The 16,243-nt window shown below is 44.4% G+C and carries 24 protein-coding genes; 1 reads left to right on the forward strand and 23 read right to left on the reverse strand.

The annotated features are described in order from the left end of the window. The 5 genes from E2K52_RS04470 to E2K52_RS04490 all read right to left on the reverse strand — a co-directional run. The coding region (locus E2K52_RS04470; protein WP_151203967.1) for a hypothetical protein at positions 1-1,624 on the reverse strand (1,624 nt) is incomplete at its 3' end. Positions 1,625-1,803: 179 nt separating this feature from the next. Further along, positions 1,804-2,376 carry a rhombosortase gene (gene rrtA / locus E2K52_RS04475; RefSeq protein ID WP_151203968.1) on the reverse strand — a complete coding sequence of 191 codons (573 nt, stop codon included), beginning with the start codon at positions 2,374-2,376 and terminating at the stop codon, positions 1,804-1,806. 66 nt (positions 2,377-2,442) lie between these two features. Next, the gene (locus E2K52_RS04480) at positions 2,443-3,483 is read right to left on the reverse strand and encodes a hypothetical protein (RefSeq protein WP_151203969.1); all 1,041 of its coding nucleotides are present in this window, start codon (positions 3,481-3,483) and stop codon (positions 2,443-2,445) included. Between the two features lie 528 nt (positions 3,484-4,011). Continuing rightward, positions 4,012-4,395 carry a hypothetical protein gene (locus E2K52_RS04485; protein ID WP_151203970.1) on the reverse strand — a complete coding sequence of 128 codons (384 nt, stop codon included), beginning with the start codon at positions 4,393-4,395 and terminating at the stop codon, positions 4,012-4,014. Then, complete coding sequence (locus E2K52_RS04490; protein ID WP_151204001.1) at positions 4,388-4,645, reverse strand: succinate dehydrogenase assembly factor 2; 258 nt, start codon at positions 4,643-4,645, stop codon at positions 4,388-4,390. The genes E2K52_RS04485 and E2K52_RS04490 overlap by 8 nt, the downstream gene beginning before the upstream one ends. A 183-nt stretch (positions 4,646-4,828) precedes the next feature. On the opposite strand from E2K52_RS04490, the gene E2K52_RS04495 reads away from it, so the two are divergent. After that, positions 4,829-6,001, forward strand: coding sequence for an acyl-CoA dehydrogenase family protein (locus E2K52_RS04495; protein ID WP_151203971.1), 1,173 nt, complete (start codon positions 4,829-4,831; stop codon positions 5,999-6,001). Positions 6,002-6,058: 57 nt separating this feature from the next. Here the strand turns inward: E2K52_RS04495 and E2K52_RS04500 are convergent, their stop codons facing one another. The 18 genes from E2K52_RS04500 to rplN form a co-directional block, all read right to left on the reverse strand. Further along, complete coding sequence (locus E2K52_RS04500) at positions 6,059-7,549, reverse strand: flavin-containing monooxygenase (RefSeq protein WP_151203972.1); 1,491 nt, start codon at positions 7,547-7,549, stop codon at positions 6,059-6,061. A gap of 213 nt (positions 7,550-7,762) precedes the next feature. Continuing rightward, complete coding sequence (gene rplQ, locus E2K52_RS04505) at positions 7,763-8,128, reverse strand: 50S ribosomal protein L17 (RefSeq protein ID WP_151203973.1); 366 nt, start codon at positions 8,126-8,128, stop codon at positions 7,763-7,765. Between the two features lie 19 nt (positions 8,129-8,147). After that, positions 8,148-9,155 carry a DNA-directed RNA polymerase subunit alpha gene (locus E2K52_RS04510; protein ID WP_151203974.1) on the reverse strand — a complete coding sequence of 336 codons (1,008 nt, stop codon included), beginning with the start codon at positions 9,153-9,155 and terminating at the stop codon, positions 8,148-8,150. A 16-nt stretch (positions 9,156-9,171) separates the two neighbouring features. Continuing rightward, positions 9,172-9,795 carry a 30S ribosomal protein S4 gene (gene rpsD / locus E2K52_RS04515; protein WP_151203975.1) on the reverse strand — a complete coding sequence of 208 codons (624 nt, stop codon included), beginning with the start codon at positions 9,793-9,795 and terminating at the stop codon, positions 9,172-9,174. Positions 9,796-9,807: 12 nt separating this feature from the next. Then, positions 9,808-10,194: a 30S ribosomal protein S11 gene (rpsK, locus tag E2K52_RS04520; RefSeq protein ID WP_004281491.1), complete on the reverse strand. Its 387-nt coding sequence runs from the start codon at positions 10,192-10,194 to the stop codon at positions 9,808-9,810. A gap of 19 nt (positions 10,195-10,213) precedes the next feature. After that, positions 10,214-10,570 carry a 30S ribosomal protein S13 gene (gene rpsM, locus E2K52_RS04525; protein ID WP_151203976.1) on the reverse strand — a complete coding sequence of 119 codons (357 nt, stop codon included), beginning with the start codon at positions 10,568-10,570 and terminating at the stop codon, positions 10,214-10,216. 107 nt (positions 10,571-10,677) lie between these two features. Beyond that, positions 10,678-10,794: a 50S ribosomal protein L36 gene (rpmJ, locus tag E2K52_RS04530; protein ID WP_000867907.1), complete on the reverse strand. Its 117-nt coding sequence runs from the start codon at positions 10,792-10,794 to the stop codon at positions 10,678-10,680. A 20-nt stretch (positions 10,795-10,814) separates the two neighbouring features. Continuing rightward, entirely contained in the window at positions 10,815-12,134 is a 1,320-nt protein-coding gene (gene secY, locus E2K52_RS04535) for a preprotein translocase subunit SecY (protein ID WP_171478806.1), read from the reverse strand. A gap of 45 nt (positions 12,135-12,179) precedes the next feature. After that, entirely contained in the window at positions 12,180-12,620 is a 441-nt protein-coding gene (rplO, locus tag E2K52_RS04540; RefSeq protein WP_151203977.1) for a 50S ribosomal protein L15, read from the reverse strand. Between the two features lie 3 nt (positions 12,621-12,623). Further along, complete coding sequence (rpmD, locus tag E2K52_RS04545) at positions 12,624-12,800, reverse strand: 50S ribosomal protein L30 (protein WP_004809788.1); 177 nt, start codon at positions 12,798-12,800, stop codon at positions 12,624-12,626. Positions 12,801-12,806: 6 nt separating this feature from the next. Further along, positions 12,807-13,304: a 30S ribosomal protein S5 gene (rpsE, locus tag E2K52_RS04550; protein ID WP_151203978.1), complete on the reverse strand. Its 498-nt coding sequence runs from the start codon at positions 13,302-13,304 to the stop codon at positions 12,807-12,809. A gap of 2 nt (positions 13,305-13,306) precedes the next feature. Beyond that, complete coding sequence (gene rplR / locus E2K52_RS04555) at positions 13,307-13,657, reverse strand: 50S ribosomal protein L18 (RefSeq protein WP_004281497.1); 351 nt, start codon at positions 13,655-13,657, stop codon at positions 13,307-13,309. A 14-nt stretch (positions 13,658-13,671) separates the two neighbouring features. Beyond that, positions 13,672-14,205 carry a 50S ribosomal protein L6 gene (gene rplF / locus E2K52_RS04560; RefSeq protein ID WP_151203979.1) on the reverse strand — a complete coding sequence of 178 codons (534 nt, stop codon included), beginning with the start codon at positions 14,203-14,205 and terminating at the stop codon, positions 13,672-13,674. Positions 14,206-14,218: 13 nt separating this feature from the next. Continuing rightward, a complete protein-coding gene (rpsH, locus tag E2K52_RS04565; RefSeq protein ID WP_151203980.1) occupies positions 14,219-14,614 on the reverse strand; it encodes a 30S ribosomal protein S8 in 396 nt (131 codons plus the stop codon). A 12-nt stretch (positions 14,615-14,626) separates the two neighbouring features. Beyond that, complete coding sequence (gene rpsN, locus E2K52_RS04570) at positions 14,627-14,932, reverse strand: 30S ribosomal protein S14 (RefSeq protein ID WP_151203981.1); 306 nt, start codon at positions 14,930-14,932, stop codon at positions 14,627-14,629. A 9-nt stretch (positions 14,933-14,941) separates the two neighbouring features. Next, the gene (gene rplE, locus E2K52_RS04575; protein WP_151203982.1) at positions 14,942-15,478 is read right to left on the reverse strand and encodes a 50S ribosomal protein L5; all 537 of its coding nucleotides are present in this window, start codon (positions 15,476-15,478) and stop codon (positions 14,942-14,944) included. A gap of 16 nt (positions 15,479-15,494) precedes the next feature. Then, positions 15,495-15,812: a 50S ribosomal protein L24 gene (rplX, locus tag E2K52_RS04580; RefSeq protein ID WP_151203983.1), complete on the reverse strand. Its 318-nt coding sequence runs from the start codon at positions 15,810-15,812 to the stop codon at positions 15,495-15,497. A gap of 9 nt (positions 15,813-15,821) precedes the next feature. Continuing rightward, a complete protein-coding gene (rplN, locus tag E2K52_RS04585) occupies positions 15,822-16,190 on the reverse strand; it encodes a 50S ribosomal protein L14 (RefSeq protein ID WP_001982634.1) in 369 nt (122 codons plus the stop codon). Positions 16,191-16,243: the final 53 nt, after the last annotated feature.

Here is a 16,243-nt window from a genome sequence, read left to right on the forward strand (position 1 = left end):
CCGGCGTAGAACCTGAACCTAGGCTCGCGGTCAGCGTTTCATCCCAATGTCCAACTGCTGGTAACGGCGCAGGCTCATGACGCAGCTTGTCAAACAGCACGATCATCAGCAAGATCACTGGCATCATCACAGGTGCAGTAAACTCATTCAGGTTGGTCGACAAGGCATATTTATAGAACAACCAGATCAGCACAAAGATCATCACATAAGGAATGATCGCAACAAAGGCACGAGCTGATTGTGGTGCAGCTATGCTTGGTGCAGCAATCCTAAACTTATGCTCGGCAAAGAACAGTGAAATGACTAAAAATAAAGTTGAAGTCAGCAGGAAAACATACAGACCATAGTGATACAGCAGATCGGTCGTGACTTCTTTATTTAAGGAGGCCACCACAACAATCAGCAGACATGGACGCAAAACCACACCCAACGAGCCAGACATCGCCGTAGCTGCCAAGGCAAACTGACGACGCCCTCCGGCATTCCAGACTTCCTTATAAATAATGGCACCTGCTGCAATCACGAAAATTCCTGAAGCACCGGTATAGGCTGTCGGCAAGGCTGCTGCAAGCAGTATCAGCCAGGTCAGGGTTTCTGGTGCCAGATTCCATGGACGCAGAATATTCAAAAACATGTCGACCACACGGGTCTGTTTTAACAGCATCCCTGCCCAGATAAACAGGGCCAGATTCAGGAAAATACTGGAGAACTCAACCAATTGACCGAGGTAAATCCCCTGTCCCATTGGATAATCCATAAAGAAGGTAAAGTTGATCCCGGTTGTAATCGCCATATAGGCATACAGAGGAACACTTAAAAATGCCAGTCCCAGACTACCCCCTTCACGTATAGGCTGAGGAAGCCGGATGACCTGAAACAAACTGACGAGGGTCAAAGTTCCGAATAAAATCATCCATAACCAGTAGATATACTTCATCTCCCCCATCGGGACACCAGAATTCAGTACGGATTGATATTGGCTATAAGATGAAAAGGCCAGGAACGCATTGGCAATCAGCATGGCCAGGGTATATACCCGGAAATCAATTTTAGTGGCGGGGCTACGCAGACCAATGTGGTGGGTTTTTAAAGTTGCGCTAATCGCAGCAAATACCACCATGATCACCAGCAATAACGCCCGGTTTTCAGTTCCGAACTTAAACAGTCCAAAGAACGTGGTTTCAAAAGTACGATAGGCCCGAATACTAGGATAAGCCTGCATATGTGCAATGGCCTTGTCATAGAATCCATAGGACTCCTCACAAACCTGCTGGGCCTGCATAACGGCAGCACGGACATCCGCTTCAGAACGAACGCCAAAGAAATCGGCATACTCATCCGCAGCATCCGTTTTCATTTGCTCCTGAACGCGCTGATCGACATTAATATTGCGCTCACATTGGGGTGCAGTAGGCTCTGCCCGTAAAAATGAATATTGCATCCCGGTTGCCGGATCACCATACAGGCGTTCACCCATACGTAATAGCTGACCGTGAATCATTTCACCTGTCCCAATAATCAGGGTAAGCAAAAGCAAGATGAGCACCACAAAGGTCGAGATCCATTCGGTCCAGATATAACGCAACAGACCCAGACCTGATCTGTTTTGATTATCGTTTTGCATGTACATTCCTATTTTTTTTGTTTTAGCGACCCTTTGGTTCAGGACGCCAATCTTCCTGTATGCTCCGACACGTCCTGTTCGGAGCTAAGTTTCTTTATTATCTTTTTCGACTCTGCATGAATATTGTCAAAATAAGAATGACAATTTGTATTTTCTTTTTCGTTTTTTATGCCAACTATTTAACTTTCGCGAAAATAGCTGCCTAGTATATACAGCAAGGCGATTACTACTCCCCAGATGACACCCAACAAATGCGCTTCTACCAGTACCGGACTACCAATTAATTGTGCAGTGCCAATATTACCTATAGTATTTTCCCAGATCAGCTTGCCTAAAATTAAAACCAGAACCAGCGTGGCAAAGCTTCGTTCACGCCGGTAGAGCAGATGAAGACAGGCCACTGCCACATACGCCCCATGCAATACCCCAGATAGACCGGCATACGCTTCAATATTTGGTAAAAAGAAGTAAAAGCTCAGGCTGATCAACGGCGGTAAAATCAGCAAAATCGCTGTAAAATGCCAGATAGTGACGCGGGGAAATATAAAAGGCAAGCAGATAAAGGCCAGAATATTCAACAAATAATGTACCCAGCTGACATGCACCCAATGTGCCGTCCAGAGCCGCCAGAACTCACCGAGCAAACTTTCCCGCCAGTAAATAAAGTGCTCCATAAAAATTTGCAAACATGCAGCAAGAGAGACAAAAGCCGCCAGAAAAATAATTTTTCGTCGCAGATCTTGATCGTGCATCGGCTTCTTGTCCTCCCTGTGAGCCACTAACATGAGCTATACAGCCGCTCATGCCTATTCTATTAATTACATGTCAGCATTAAACAGCTCATCCAGTTCTGAAGAGTTGGCTGTTTCATCCCAAAAGTTCTGCATACCATCATCTGCACTGCGTACACCCGTATGTTCAGTCCAGTAACGGTCTGCAATACCTTCGGTCATCATGGCTGCCATACTGTCGATGAGTTTGAACTGAGGATTAACCGGTTTCTCATCACTGCGGGCTTGGGCAAAAGTTTTTAGGGCATCCCGTACTTTAGCCTCGTCCCCGCTGGCCTGAGCTGCTACTGCATACAGAGCATGTGATAAACGTACACCTTTTTGCTCACCGATTTGTGTAGATTGTTTAAGGGTTTGGTAAGGCTCTGGCTTGCCCTCTCCCGCGCCTGGCAATAAGGTCCAGATGACGGCCCGGGTTGCATTCGGTACACCCCAGAATTTGGCATTGTCTAGGCAGGTCATGCCACGTTCGACCACAGCAGCAATATCTTTGGGTACATTGACCGCATTACCGGAATTAATATCATTGGTCATGGCTTGCAAACCGCTTAACATGCCAAGCAAATACACGGTCTGCTCAATATCACTGTTCATGCGTGCGCATTCTTCGCCCAGTCCTTTATTGTACTTTTTCTCATAACGGGTCTGGAATAACTGATAGCCTGTGTACTGACGCTGCGCTGCCAGAGCGGCCCAACGCTTTTGTTCAACGCGGGCATCTTGTGCTTCGGTGACCTGATTAGCTCTGGAAGCTCGCAAATAGCGTAATTCTGCTTCGAGTGCCTTCTTCTCGGCACAGATACCGGCTGCAGAATACATCAAGACTGCCACACGAGTAGGATCTGCTCCCATTTCCTTGGTGGACATAATGGCTGGTGTTAAAGCATTACCGGAATTACACACCATTTCAGCATCATCCATCGCCAGAATTGGCGGGACAACATGCTTTTCAGTAAAACCGAGTGCAACATTGGCACCGGTCTTGGTGACTTGAGAACATCCTGTTAAAACTGTTGTTGTTATTGCAATGGTCGCCATACCTTGGCATATTTTTCGGACGCTCGACATTTTCCTGTCCTCTATAATTGTGATGATGTCCATATGCTGCTAAACATAGCAGAAGCTTTTTAGGAATAAAAGAGTATTTACTCTAATCTAAAACAATCACTTTGCCATGAATTTAGTCCAGTGCAATTGACTCGAATAGAAAAATACCCAAATTTTGGGCAAAAAAAAGTAGCATTGCGACGGTTCAGCACATGCCACTTATTAACTGGGAAAGCACTTAAATAGGCTTTATTAGGGTTTAGGTGAAAATTTTTCCTTCAATATTGTTCCAAGTCTTCCAATGACCAAGGCTAAAACAATTGCTGCGATCAGAAACATCCACACTGGAAATTCCATCATGATCTCCTCTGCTTGCGTTGGTGACTTCAATGTACCTGCTTATCAAAAAACCAGCAGGAAAATTGTCAGACAATTCACTCTTTCCCTCAATAAACAACGAATCCTGTCTAACAAAAAGAGAGTGTTTAGAAATATATATTTGTTTTAAATAGGTTTATAGAAAATAAAGCTGCGCTAGTTGTCTAACAATTACAGCATTTTTGTAAGAACTTTTAAAGATTTCCACTGTTTTAGCGGCAATTGATCACACCAGATCAGCAAAGGGCGCGCCTTGGCATGCTGGAAATACACCACGATATAGGCCTGATGATCAATCACATGACTAATCGTCACACGATAGGTCTTTTTTACCGTGCTGAGTGACCATTCTCGCCCATCCAGGTATTCCAACTGTTCAACCTGCGGAGTTTTACGGTAAAACAGCTGATAAATGAAGACACCTACAATACCACATACACCCCATAGAAACAGAGGTAATAACTGGTAAAGCAGGAACATCAATACAGCAAAAATAAATAGCTGAAACGTCAGGGCACATTTACTGCGTTTCAGCCTGAAACAACGATTATCCATGAACGTAGAATTTAAGTTTCAGGATAAAGGCTTTCAATTCAGGGCGTGGCGGTTCCGACACTTCCATAAACCAGTCCAGCAGATCCGGATCTTCCTGAGCAACCAGCTCAGCAAACATTTCTTTTTCAAAAGGTTCAGCGCTGAGATAGTAGTTTTTTACGTAGGGATCAAAATACACATCCAGCTCTTTTAAGCCACGACGTGCACGATAAATCACTTTGCGTTCTTCTAAGCTTATTTCATCAGTCATCGAGTTCCCCCAACCGGTTTCAAACCCGAATAGTTTACCTGATGCAATCACTGAATTTCGAGGAATTTCATATAAATGACCAAAAGCATCAGGATATATCGGGGATTTGAGTCTTTTGCTCATTGCTGCCTATACCGGCTTGTCCTAATTTAGAGAAAAATACACAAAATCAGGAAAAATAAAATGCAATCCACTGCGATCCGACCGCTTGCTGGCATGTTACCACGCCAATTATTCACTGCTGAACATGAGGCTTTTCGTGAGACGGTACGCAAATTCTATACACAGGAAGTCATTCCTTATACAGAAAAATATGAGCAGCAACAGCATGTTGACCGTGAGCTTTGGCTCAAGGCAGGTGCATTAGGCCTGCTCTGCTCGACCATGCCGGAAGAATATGGAGGTTCCGGTGTAGATCGTCTCTATAGCATGATCCTAATTGAAGAACAGGCCTATGCCGGTGATTCAGCCACCGGTTTTTCCCTACATTCCGATATCGTTGCCAACTATATTTTAAATTTTGGCAATACCACCCAGAAACAACAATGGTTACCGAAAATGGCAACGGGAGAAACCATTACAGCCATTGCCATGACCGAACCCGGTACCGGCTCCGACTTGCAAGCAGTACGCACCACTGCTGTTCAGGATGGAGATGACTATATTATCAATGGCTCCAAAATCTTCATTACCAATGGCTATCTGTGTGATCTGGCAATTGTAGTGTGCAAAACGGGCAATAGCGACAAAGGCTCCGCCAATTTATCCCTTATTCTGGTAGAAGCAGAGCGTGCAGGATTTAGCAAAGGCCAACCTTTAAATAAAATCGGGATGAAAGGCCAGGATACCTGTGAACTGTTCTTCGACGATGTCCGTGTGCCTAAAGAAAATCTGCTGGGCATGGAAGGTATGGGCTTCATTATGCTGATGAAAGAGCTGGCTTGGGAACGCCTGATTGTGGCGATTATCTGTCAGGCTGGTGCTGAAGCGGCTTTTGCACATACACTGCAATACACCAAGGAACGCCAGGCTTTTGGCAAACCCGTGGCAGCCTTTCAGAATACCCGCTTTAAACTGGCAGAGCTGCGTACTGAAATCGAAGTATGCCGTGCTTATCTGGATCGCTGTATGGAGTTACAGCTGAAAAATGAGTTAGCAGTTGACGCAGCAGCGGCAGCCAAATACAAAATCTCAGAAATGTACAGTAAGGTCGTAGATGAATGCCTGCAATTGCATGGTGGTTATGGTTATATGCTGGAATATCCAATTGCTAGAGCTTATCTCGATAACCGGGCCAATCGCATCTATGCAGGCACCAATGAGATCATGAAAGAGCTGATTGCCCGTTCGTTTTAATGTTTCATAATCTAAAAAGGAGTACCTCAAGTACTCCTTTTTATTTTACAGAGATTTTCAGGATACCAGTCGTGGCTTGCTCTGAACAGCAGTTACTTTGGTTTTAAATTTCAGCACACCATCTTTAAAAGAAGCCTGCTTCAGATCCTTGCGATCGGCCAGATAATTATTACTGACATGCCAAGGGGCATGTTTCCCCTGTTTTGGCATGACATCCGCCGCGCGTGCGATATAGCCTGAACTCAAGCTGCCCATGACTGTATCGTCCATTAATTCGCTAACATCCCCTTGAGCGACCACCTCATCATACCCCTTATGATCCATATGGTTCAGCAAACGGCAAATATATTCTGCCGCAATATCTACCTTTAAGGTCCAGGAAGCATTGATATAACCAATAATTAAGGCCATATTCGGCACATCACTGACCATAATACCGCGATATAACATGTGCTGAGAGGTATTGAGAGGCTTGCCATCCAAAGTGGCCTGAATACCGCCTAAGATTTGAATATTTAAACCGGTGGCTGAAACAATGATATCTGCCTCCAAATGCTTGCCGGATTTCAGCAAAATACCCGTTTCGGTCAATTTTTCAATATGATCGGTTTCAACTGATGCATGACCTTCACGTAGAATTTTAAATAGATCCCCATCAGGAACTACACACAAACGCTGATCCCATGGCTCATAGTTGGGGGTAAAGTGTTTCATGTCCACTTTGCCTTTGAGCTGGAATTTCACAGAATTCAGCAGCAGTTTTTTCAATAGTTTTGGCTGTTTCTGTGCCAGTGCATAAATTCCACGCTGCATACCGATATTTCGGGCACGGGTCAGCTTATAAGCCATCTCTTCAGGCAGATACTTACGCATTTTGGCATAGACCACATCGATAGACGGTACCGAAGCGATATAAGTAGGTGAGCGTTGTAACATGGTTACATGCCCTGCTCCACCTTTTACCATCGCTGGAACAAGCGTAATCGCAGTTGCCCCACTTCCAATAATCACCACTTTTTTACCGCGATAGTCGAGGTTTTCCGGCCAGTGCTGAGGATGAATAAACTGTCCTTTAAAGGCCTGCTGATTCGGAAAATCCGGCTGGAAGCCTTGATCATAATTATAATAACCAGTACAACCTAAAACAAAATTTGCAATCCAAGTCTGTGTTTTTCCTTCTGCATCTTCGATTTTAACTGACCATTTATGGCTGGCTGAATCATAATTGGCACTGATGACACGATGCTGGTAATGAATTTTTGGTTCTAATTGAAATTCTTTCACCACTTCATTCAAATAGCCTTTAATAGAGGGTCCATCTGCCAATACGCTGGTTTTTTGCCAGGGTTTAAAATTAAAACCAAAAGTCGACATATCCGAATCTGAACGGATACCCGGATATTTAAATAAGTCCCAGGTCCCACCAATACTTTCACGTCGTTCTATAATTTCAAATGAACGCTGCGGACAATGCTTGGACAAATGGGCAGCCAGACCAATCCCAGAAATGCCTGCCCCTACAATCAGAATATCAACCTGCTTTTCCATATTATTTTTTTACCTATGAGAGTATCTATTTTTATTAAATCACAAAATTGACAATACACAATGTCAAGTTTGGTTAAAAGCAATTTAATTCTTATCTTTTCAGGACAATCCTTCACAGAGTCCAAACAACCAAAATTAGAAATTTCAGGCATTAAAAAAGGCCAGTTTATACAACCGACCTTTTTTGAATAACGTACGCTACTCTACACGAAATTATTCAACTTCGCGATCTACTAGCTCAACGTAAGCCATCGGTGCAGCATCACCTGCACGGAAGCCCGCTTTAAGAACACGTAGATAGCCGCCGTTACGTTCTTTGTAACGAGGGCCAAGAACGGTAAATAATTTACCCACAGTTGCAGCTGAACGAGTACGAGCAAATGCCAAACGACGGTTTGCTACTGTATCGACTTTAGCTAAAGTGATTAAAGGCTCAGCAACACGACGTAATTCTTTCGCTTTAGGCACAGTTGTTTTGATCAACTCGTGTTCAAACAAAGAGTTAGCCATGTTTTGGAACATCGCTTTACGATGACTGCTTGTACGGCCTAATTTCACACCACTATTACGATGACGCATGGTGAATAGTCCTACTTAATTAACGGCTACGATAGGCGAAACGATCGTCCATACGGAGGCTGGCTGGTGGCCAGTTCTCTAAACGCATGCCGAGTTGTAAGCCTTTAGAAGCCAGAACATCTTTGATCTCAGTAAGCGATTTTTTACCCAAGTTAGGAGTTTTAAGCAACTCAACTTCAGTACGCTGTACAAGATCACCAATGTAGTAAATGTTTTCTGCTTTCAAACAGTTAGCAGAACGAACAGTTAGCTCTAGATCATCTACTGGACGAAGCAAGATTGGGTCAACTTCTTCACGAGGTTCTTGAGCCACAGGCGCTTGATCTTTCTGAAGGTCAACAAAGATTGCAATTTGTTGTTGCAAAATCGTCGCCGCTTTACGGATTGCTTCTTCAGGATCAACTGTACCGTTGGTTTCAAGATCAATGATCAGTTTGTCAAGGTCAGTACGTTGTTCTACACGAGCGTTTTCCACTGTATAAGACACACGTTTGATCGGACTATAAGAAGCATCTAACTGTAAACGACCCACTGGGCGAGTTTCGCCTTCCGGGAAGCGTGAGTCAGACGTTTCATAGCCACGGCCTTGGGCCACTTTCAGGCGCATTTTTAATGAGCCTGTAGCACTTAATGTACCAATCAAGTGTTCAGGGTTAACCACTTCAACATTATGAGGTAAACGAAGGTCAGCCGCAGTAACGTCGCCTGGACCTTGTTTCTCTAATGTTAAATAAGCTTCATTTTGATCGAACAGCTTAATAGACAATCCTTTTAGGTTCAGCAAGAGCTCGACGATGTCCTGCTGCAAGCCTTCCAAAGTACTGTACTCGTGCTCAACACCCTCAATTTCTACTTCCACCACAGCTGCGCCAGGTAAAGAAGAAAGAAGGATGCGACGTAAAGCATTACCAAGAGTATGACCAAAGCCACGCTCTAACGGTTCTAGAATAACTTTTGCCGAGGTCCCGCTTGCCGCTTCGACCTTGATCGCTTGCGGAGTTAGAAACTCATTTGCAGTACGCGTCATATTGCTACCTCAAGGATTATTTAGAATACAATTCTACAATCAAGCTTTCGTTGATTTCAGCAGGTAAATCAGAACGATCTGGAGCAGTTTTGAACGTACCTTCTAGTTTAGAATGATCTACTTCCATCCAAGAAGGAATACCACGTTGAGCAGCCAATTCAATTGCGTTTTTAATACGTAATTGTTGTTTAGCGCCTTCGTGAACTGCAATTACATCACCCGCTTTAACCTGGATAGACGCGATGTTTACGCGACGACCATTTAAAGTGATTGAGCGGTGTGATACCAGCTGACGAGCTTCTGCACGTGTAGAACCAAAACCCATGCGATAAACCACGTTATCCAGGCGGCTTTCAAGCAATTTCAACAGGTTTTCACCAGTTGCACCTTTAACACGAGCAGCTTCTTTATAGTAATTACTAAATTGACGCTCTAAAACACCGTACATGCGACGTACTTTTTGTTTTTCACGTAATTGTAGTGAGTACTCAGATTGTTTTGCACGGCTTTGACCATGTTGGCCAGGAGCTTTAGCATGTTTTTTAGTCTTAACGTCAAATGGTTTAACGCCAGATTTTAGTTGCAGGTCTGTCCCTTCGCGACGAGAGAGTTTGCATTTTGGACCAATATAACGAGCCATGAATGTTTCTCCTTACACGCGACGTTTTTTAGGTGGACGGCAACCGTTGTGAGGAATTGGAGTCACATCGGTAATGCTGTTAATTTTATAACCCACTGCACCTAATGCACGAACCGCAGACTCACGACCTGGACCTGGACCTTTTACAAGGACGTCCAAATTTTTCAAACCGTAATCTAAAGCAGCTTTACCAGCAACTTCAGCAGCTACCTGAGCAGCGAACGGAGTTGATTTACGTGATCCACGGAAGCCTTGTCCACCTGAGGTGGCCCAAGCCAGTGCATTACCTTGACGATCGGTAATAGTCACAATGGTGTTATTAAAAGAAGCGTGAATGTGTGCAACACCTTCAGAGACGGTACGGGTGACCTTCTTGCGTGCGCGAGTATCTTTAGCCATCTTTTAGCTTCCAGAAATCTTATTTCTTAATCGGTTTGCGCGGACCTTTACGGGTACGTGCGTTATTTTTGGTGTTTTGTCCACGGACAGGCAAGCTGCGACGATGACGAAGACCACGGTAGCAGCCTAAATCCATTAAACGTTTAATGTTCATGGAAATTTCGCGACGTAAATCACCTTCGGTCGGAACCTTGGCAACTTCTGCACGAATCGCATCAAGCTGAGTGTCATCTAACTCACGGATCTTAGTAGTAGTTGGTATACCTGCAGCAGCTAAGATAGTCTTAGCAGTGTGGCGACCAATACCAAAGATATACGTTAGAGAGATAACAGCATGCTTGTTATCCGGAATGTTTACACCGGCAATACGAGCCATTCAATTTTCTCCAAAAAGGCAGTTAAGATAATCAACCGCCCCACAAAAATCTTGAGGGGCGGATAATAACCCAATTCGCCTACTGAAATCAACAGGTCTTGATCAGATTAACCTTGACGCTGCTTATGACGAGGTTCTGCGCTACAAATTACGCGGATAACCCCATTACGACGGATAACTTTACAGCTACCACAAATTTTCTTTACAGAAGCTTGTACTTTCATGATGAAACCTCTAAGTGCGCTTATCCCTTAGGATGAGCAGTCGTTTTTCTCATTAACGTTTGATTATCGTACTGGTGCGAGGTGAGATGTGCTTGCAGCTGAGCCATAAAGTCCATCACCACCACTACCACGATCAGCAACGACGTTCCACCCAAGCTAAATGGAATCCCAAAAGAGCTTTGCAGGATCATCGGCATTAAACAGATGACAGTGATGTAAATCGCGCCAATAAAGGTCAAACGACTGAGAATATGATCTAAGTAACGAGCAGTTTGCTCACCTGGACGTATACCAGGCACATAAGCTCCGCTGCGCTTCAAGTTCTCTGATACTTCTTTAGGACTAAATACCAGTGCTGTATAGAAGTAACAGAAAAAGATAATTAACGCACCAAAGAGCACCAAATACAACGGCTGACCAGGCGATAAAACCAATGCCAGATCTTGCAGACCACGCTTGATAATTCCTGCACTCGGATCCGAACTACCGACCCACTGCCCCAAGCTCGCTGGGAACAGAAGCAATGAACTGGCAAAAATTGCCGGAATCACACCTGCCATATTAATTTTTAATGGCAAATGAGTTTGCTGTGCAGTAAATACACGACGACCCTGCTGCTTTTGGGCATAGTTCACCGGAATACGACGTTGCGCCTTCTCGATAAATACAATTGCTGCAAGCACGGCAATAGATAACAATCCAAATATGGCAAGGCCAATCAGACTTGTCTGACCATTATCTACAGAAGTCAGAGACTGCATAACCAGGTTCGGCAATCCTGCAACAATACCTGCGAAGATGATCATGGAAATACCATTTCCCACCCCACGCTCAGTAATCTGTTCACCCAGCCACATCAGGAACATGGTTCCCGCGACCAGAGAAGTTACTGCAGGAACATAAAAAGCCAGACCAGAAGTCAGGGTAATTCCCTGGCTGATCAGGCCTGCACACATACCGATCGCTTGCACCAGTGCAAGGAACAGTGTGCCCTGTCGTGTATATTGATTAATCTTACGTTTGCCCTGCTCACCTTCTTTTTTCAAAGCTTCGAGCTGAGGAACCACCGAGGACATTAACTGCACGATAATAGATGCAGAAATGTAAGGCATGATTCCGAGTGCAAGAATAGACATCCGCTCTAATGCACCACCCGAAAACATGTTAAACAAACCAAGGATCGTGCCCTGGTTTGCATTAAACAGATTTTCAAGTGCAGCATTATTAATGCCTGGTACTGGAATATGCGCTCCTAGTCGAAATACCAACAACGCACCAATGAGAAACATCATTCGACGAATAATTTCACGATATTTCACATGAAATGGTTGGCCTTTCATCATGTTGACATGACCTGAAGAACTAGGAGTCATAGACACTGGGGATTACTCCTCGACTTTACCGCCAGCAGCTTCAACAGCAGCTTTAGCGCCTTTAGTCACAGCAACACCTTGTAAAGTGAATGCGCGAGTAATTTCACCAGAAAGTACGATACGAGCACGAGTCATGTCTTTACGTACAACGTTCGCAGCTTTTAAAGTTTCAAGAGACACGATGTCACCTTCAACTTTAGTCAGCTCAGATAAACGTACTTCAGCAGTTTTCAAAGCCAATTGGCTAGTGAAACCGAATTTAGGTAAACGACGATAAAGTGCAGTTTGACCACCTTCGAAACCTGGACGGACGCCGCCGCTCTTACGTGAGTTTTGACCTTTGATACCACGACCACCAGTCTTGCCAACGCCAGAACCGATACCACGGCCTATGCGACGAGCTTCACGCTTCGCACCTTCTGCAGGTGCAAGTTCATTTAAACGCAGAGTCATGGCTTATTCCTCTACACTAACCATATAGTAGACTTGGTTGATCATACCACGGTTAGAAGGTGTATCTAACACTTCTACAGTATGACCAATACGACGCAGACCTAAACCTTTCAGGCTCAGCTTGTGATTTTTCAAGCGATGCGATGCAGATTTAGTCTGGGTAACTTTAATCGTTTTCATGATTGATTACCCTTGAATTTGTTCTACTGACAGACCACGTTTCGCAGCAACCTTCTCAGGAGTAGTCATATCACGCAAACCATTGAAAGTTGCGTTTACTACGTTAGCAGCGTTAGTAGAACCACGGCATTTAGTTAATACGTCGCGTACACCAACAGCTTCTAAAACTGCACGCATAGCGCCACCAGCAATTACACCAGTACCTTCAGAGGCAGGCTGCATGAATACACGACTAGCGCCATGACGAGCATGAATCGGGTGTTGTAACGTACCATCAACAAGATCAACGGTAATCATGTTACGACGTGCAGCTTCAAGTGCTTTAGAGATAGCAGCTGGAACTTCACGTGCCTTACCACGACCAAAACCTACGCGACCATTTCCATCACCCACTACAGTCAATGCGGTGAAAGAGAAGATACGACCACCCTTAACAACTTTGGCTACACGATCAACGGCAACCAGCTTTTCAACAAGACCTTCGTTTTGTTCAACTTTAGCCATGATTAGAACTCCAAGCCGTTTTCACGGGCAGCATCAGCCAAGGCTTTGATACGACCATGATATTTGAAACCAGAACGGTCAAATGCAACTTTAGTAACACCAGCTGCTTTAGCGCGCTCTGCGATTAAAGCACCTACTTTCTGAGCTGCTTCAACGTTACCAGTTGTACCCGCACGTAAAGTAGCATCTAAAGTAGAAGCTTGCGCTAATACTTTGCCACCATCTGCCGAGATAACTTGAGCATAGATGTGACGCGGAGTGCGGTTTACACACAAACGAGTCGCACCCAATGCACGGATGTGCAAGCGTGTGCTTTTCGCACGACGCAAACGGGATTGTTTCTTTTCGTTCATAAGAACCTCGCGCCTTATTTCTTCTTAGCTTCTTTACGAAGTACAACTTCGTCAGAATAACGAACACCTTTACCTTTATATGGCTCTGGTGGACGGTAACCACGGATATCTGCAGCAACTTGGCCTAAAGCTGCTTTATCAGCAGATTTCAGAACAATTTCAGTTGCAGTTGGAGTTTCAGCAGTTACACCTTCAGGAAGTGTATAGTCGATCGGGTGTGAGAAACCAAGGTTAAGGTTAACAATGTTACCTTTAACCGCAGCTTTATAACCAACACCGATAAGTTGTAACTTACGTTCGAAACCTTCGCTCACACCTTTTACAAGGTTGTTAAGCACAGCGCGAGCAGTACCAGCTTGCATCCAAGCGTCTTTCGACTCAGCTTTAGGAGCAATTTGAAGTTGACCTTCTTCCTGTTTAAGCTCGACCAGCGCATGCAGGTTGAAAGACAATGTACCTTTGCTGCCTTTCACTTCGACCTGCCGGCCGTTCTGAGTAACTGTTACACCGTTAGGGACAGTTACTGGGGCTTTAGCCACACGAGACATGAGGAATCACCTATTAAGAAACAAAAGCAATAACTTCACCACCAACGCCTGCAGCACGTGCAGCGCGATCAGTCATGATGCCTTTGCTTGTAGAAACAATTGCAATACCTAAACCTTGCTTAACGCTTGGAAGCGCATCTTTACCGCGATACTGACGTAGACCAGGACGGCTTACGCGTTTCACAGTTTCGATAACTGGTTTGCCTTCAAAATATTTTAAAGTCAAAGTAAGAGTTGCTTTGCCTTCAACATCCGCAACTTCTACATTTGAAATATAACCTTCTTGTTGAAGTACGTTAGCAATCGCAACTTTCAACTTAGAATTAGGCATAGAAACTGTTTGTTTCTTTGCCATTTGTGCGTTACGAACACGTGTTAGCATGTCGGCAACGGTATCTTGCATACTCATTTATAGTGCTCCTTACCAGCTTGCCTTAACAACGCCCGGTACATCACCTTGCATTACTGTGTCACGTAACTTGTTACGGCTTAAGCCGAACTTACGGAAGTAACCATGAGGACGACCAGTTAAACCACAACGGTTACGTAGACGTACTGGAGACGCATTACGTGGTAATGCTTGTAACTTCATCATCGCATCGAAACGTTCTTCATCTGATGCATTTACGTTTGCAATTACAGCTTTTAATTCAGCACGTTTTGCAGCGTATTTAGCAACAGTAGCTTCGCGTTTCAACTCGCGATTAATCATACTTTTCTTAGCCATATCGACCTCTTATTTGAACGGGAAGCCGAATGCACGCATAAGCGCACGGCCTTCGTCATCGGTGCGAGCAGTCGTAGTAATGGTAATATCCATACCACGAATACGGTCAATCTTGTCAAAATCGACTTCAGGAAACATGATCTGTTCCTTAAGACCCATTGAGTAGTTACCACGACCATCAAATGATTTCGCAGAGAAACCACGGAAGTCACGGATACGAGGGATCGCAATCGAGATTAGACGGTCTAAGAATTCGTACATACGTTCGCCGCGTAAAGTAACTTTACAACCGATCGGCCAACCATCACGGATTTTAAAACCAGCAATTGATTTACGAGCTAACGTAAGTACTGGTTTTTGACCAGAGATAGCTTGCATATCAGAAAGAGCACCATCAAGGAGTTTTTTGTCAGCAGCTGCTGCACCAACACCCATGTTGATCGTGATTTTAGTGATGCGAGGAATCTCCATCACATTCTTAAGACCCAATGTTTCTTGTAACTGAGCTTTAAGTTCGTCGTTGTAACGTGTTTTAAGTCTGGCCATTGCCTATTTCAACCTATTACTTCGCTACCGCCACTGATTCACCATTTGATTTATAAACGCGAGTTTTCACGCCATCAATCACTTGGTAACCAACACGGTCAGCCTTTTGGGTTGTAGCATTAAAAATTGCCACATTTGAAATATGAAGCGAAGCTTCCTGAGTTACGATGCCGCCTTCAGCGCCAGTAACACGGTTCGGCTTTTGATGCTTCTTAACCAAGTTAAGGCCTTCAACCTTAACACGGTCATTAGAAACAGACAGAACAGTCCCCTGTTTGCCTTTCTCTTTACCTGCGATCACAATTACTTGATCGCCTTTTTTAATCTTCGCCATGATCGCCTCTTATAGAACTTCAGGAGCCAATGAAATAATTTTCATGAACTGTTCAGTACGAAGTTCACGAGTCACTGGTCCGAAAATACGAGTTGCAATCGGCGCTTTGTTGTTGTTCAAAATAACAGCAGCGTTATCGTCAAAACGAATCACTGAACCGTCTGGACGACGGATGCCGAATTTAGTACGAACAACCACTGCATTCATCACGTCACCTTTTTTAACACGTGCGCGTGGAATTGCTTCTTTTACAGTAACTTTAATAATGTCGCCAACAGAAGCATAACGACGATGTGAACCACCAAGTACTTTAATACATTGTACGCGGCGAGCACCACTGTTGTCTGCTACGTCGAGCATAGTTTCGGTCTGAATCATTGCCCTACTCCAAAACCGAGCATCACCGGTCACAATTTCGAAAGGCTCAAAGA

The organism is Acinetobacter sp. RF14B, from assembly GCF_006864105.1.
Taxonomy (GTDB): Bacteria; Pseudomonadota; Gammaproteobacteria; order Pseudomonadales; family Moraxellaceae; genus Acinetobacter; species Acinetobacter lwoffii_C.